Source organism: Kitasatospora sp. MBT63 (assembly GCF_000710465.2).
In the GTDB taxonomy this organism is placed as follows: domain Bacteria; phylum Actinomycetota; class Actinomycetes; order Streptomycetales; family Streptomycetaceae; genus Kitasatospora.
Genome location: NZ_JAIZ01000716.1, coordinates 2,248 through 4,875 on the forward strand (window position 1 = coordinate 2,248; position 2,628 = coordinate 4,875).

Below are 2,628 nucleotides of genomic sequence, written 5' to 3' on the forward strand. Positions count from 1 at the left end.
GGTGCCGCGGGACAGGTCGTGGCCGACCACCCGGGCGTCGATCTCGACCACGGCACGCCGACGCTCCTCGTCCTCCCACTCCCTGACCCGCAGCCGGCCACTCACCACGACCGGATCGCCCTTGCTCACCGAGCTGACCAGGTTGGTGGCCAGCCAGCGCCAGGCGACCACCGTCACCCAGCTGGTGTCGCCGTCCACCCAGTCGCCGCTGCCGCGGTCGAAGCGGCGCTCGGTGGCCGCCATCCGGAAGTTGGCGACGGGCACACCGGCGGCCGTCTGCGCATAGCTGACCACCGAGGCAACGTTGCCGACCATGGTCACCAGGGTCTCGTTCATGATCTCGTCCTCCCGCTCTCCGGCCCGGTCGTCCGCCGGCCCGGTCGTCCTCCATATGGCAGCCCCACCCGCTGACGGCCATTCAGCAACCCACGGACCGTCGGCCCGGGACGCCTCCCGGGACACCGCCCGCCCACCGCGGCCGAGCGGATCCACCGGACGGCCGGGCCCGTACGGAATCCCCCGCGAGCATTCCCGGGACAATCCGCCGTGGATGAGAGTGCAATCCGCGGCGACCTTGCGCCAGGAGCATCCGAATTCCTGTGGAAAACTCCCGGCTGTGGATAACCCGAATACCTCGACCGAGTGAATTCCCCCCTGAATTCAATTGACTCGGGAACTCTCGATCCACGCGGACATGACAACGAATCACGCAAACCGCACATCCCGCCAGGACCCGAACGAGTGGCCGGGCAGACGTCCAGGGCATGTCATCCGACCGAAGTAACCCAAATCCGGCCCCCACCCGACATGACCGCCGGGTATTCTCCGCACCGAATCCATAACGGGTGGGGAGGCAGCCCCGTAACGACTGCACAACGTCCGGCTCCAGGGCCCCCCAGGGCGCTGCACGTCCGGCTGCTACCTGCGATTATCGGACGGCTCCACCAAGGCCGACACACCCGACCCGACACCTGAACGCCCGGTGGAGGATCCCGACACCCGTATCCTGTCCCGGAACATCCAGCCCCCGGCCAGGGGTCGGGTGACGCCCGCCCGCCGGGCACCCGAGAGACCTGCTCGCGGCCGCCACAATGCGTCCTCGGTCCCTCACTCAGCGCAGTCGACGGCCGGTTTTCCCGGCCCGTCACCCCGCCCGGCCCCCATAGCTCAGCGGATAGAGCACCCGCCTTCTAAGCGGTAGGTCGCAGGTTCGAATCCTGCTGGGGGCACCTCGCCTGCACGGAACCGCCGGAATCGCCCGGCGCTATCGCACGCCGCCGCTATCGCGCACACCGGCCGGGCCCGCCGGGCCGTCGGCCGCGCGGGTCGCACCCGGCCGGGCCGGCGCCGCCGCGAGGCCGTCCAGATAGAGGTCCACCAGCTCGATCTGCCGCTGCGCCGGGTACTCCTGCGGCGCGAACAGCACCTGCACCACCAGCCCCAGGACGAAGCTCTGCGCGGCCGCCGCCACCTCCTGCGGGGCCCGCCCCGGCGGCAGTTCACCGAGCCGCCGGGCCTCCGCGACGTGCTCCGCCATCACCCGCCGGGCCCGCCGGTAGCGCTCCGCGTGCTCGGCCGCCAGCTCGGGGTCGGACAGCGCCACGTCCCAGGAGCCGACCCAGATCCGGTTGTCCGCCGCACTCTGCGCGGAGAGCGGGAGGATGTCGAGCAGGACGGCCCGCAGCATCGCCAGTCCCGCGCCGGCCCGTTCGGCGGCCGGCCGCGGCCGCTCGGCGGAGCGGCGGTCCAGCACCTCCAGCGCGTGCCGCACCAGGGCCCGCTTGTTGGGGAAGTAGTGGGTAAGCAGGCCGGTCGAGGCCCCCATCTCGGCGGCCACTGCCCGCAGGGTCAGAGCGCCGAAGCCGCCCTCGGCCAGCACCCGCCATACCGCCTCCGAGACGTCGGCCCGGCGGGCTTCGTGGTCTCCACGCGCTGGCGTCATGCCGGACATGCTACCTACCAAACGTTTGTTATGTACGCTGGCACCGCTCTCGATCCCCCTGTCCGGCCGGAGGCCGCCGTGTACGCCGTACCGCTCACCGAGGACGCCGAGCTCCGCCCGCTGGAGCCCTGGCAGGCCGCCGAGTTCCTCGACCACATCGACCGGGCCCGCGTCATCGTGGACCCCTGGATCCCCTGGGCCTCCCGTTCGACCGACCTCGACTCGGCCCGTGCCACCCTCCAGTCCTACGCGGACCGGCAGGCCTCCGACAGCGGCCGGATCCACGGCATCTGGCTGGCCGGGACGCTGGTCGGCGGCGTGATGTTCCCGCGCTTCGACGCCACCACCGGCAACTGCGAGATCGGGGTCTGGGCCGAACCGGCCGGCCAGGGCCGCGGCCTGATCGGCGCGGCCGTCCGGCACCTGATCGACTACGCGCTGGTCGAGCGCGGCATGCACCGGGTCGAGTGGTGGGCCGCCAGCGGCAACACCCGCAGCCGGGCGGTGGCCGAGCGGATGGGGATGCGACTCGAGGGCGTGCTGCGGGAGTACTCGCTGCACAACGGCGTCCGCCAGGACTACGAGATCTGGTCGCTGCTGGCCCACGAGTGGCGCCGGCCCGCCGAGGACGCCGGCTCCCCCGACCCGACCGGCTGAGACCGGCACCCGCCACCCGCCACCCACCA

3 protein-coding genes and 1 tRNA gene are annotated in these 2,628 nt (G+C 72.1%); 2 read left to right on the forward strand and 2 right to left on the reverse strand.

Translation table 11 applies throughout. The annotated features are described in order from the left end of the window. Window positions 1–336: single-stranded DNA-binding protein (gene ssb / locus AA75_RS37150; RefSeq protein ID WP_033824836.1), on the reverse strand; the 336-nt coding region annotated here is incomplete at its 3' end. 820 nt (window positions 337–1,156) lie between these two features. Between ssb and AA75_RS37155 the strand changes: the two genes are divergently transcribed. Then, a tRNA-Arg gene (locus AA75_RS37155) sits at window positions 1,157–1,229 on the forward strand. 35 nt (window positions 1,230–1,264) lie between these two features. Here AA75_RS37155 and AA75_RS37160 read toward each other — a convergent pair. Continuing rightward, complete coding sequence (locus AA75_RS37160) at window positions 1,265–1,942, reverse strand: TetR/AcrR family transcriptional regulator (RefSeq protein ID WP_082527114.1); 678 nt, start codon at window positions 1,940–1,942, stop codon at window positions 1,265–1,267. A 78-nt stretch (window positions 1,943–2,020) separates the two neighbouring features. Between AA75_RS37160 and AA75_RS37165 the strand changes: the two genes are divergently transcribed. Continuing rightward, on the forward strand, window positions 2,021–2,599 hold the full coding sequence (locus tag AA75_RS37165) for a GNAT family N-acetyltransferase (RefSeq protein ID WP_033824837.1): 579 nt from the start codon (window positions 2,021–2,023) through the stop codon (window positions 2,597–2,599). Window positions 2,600–2,628 lie beyond the last annotated feature (29 nt).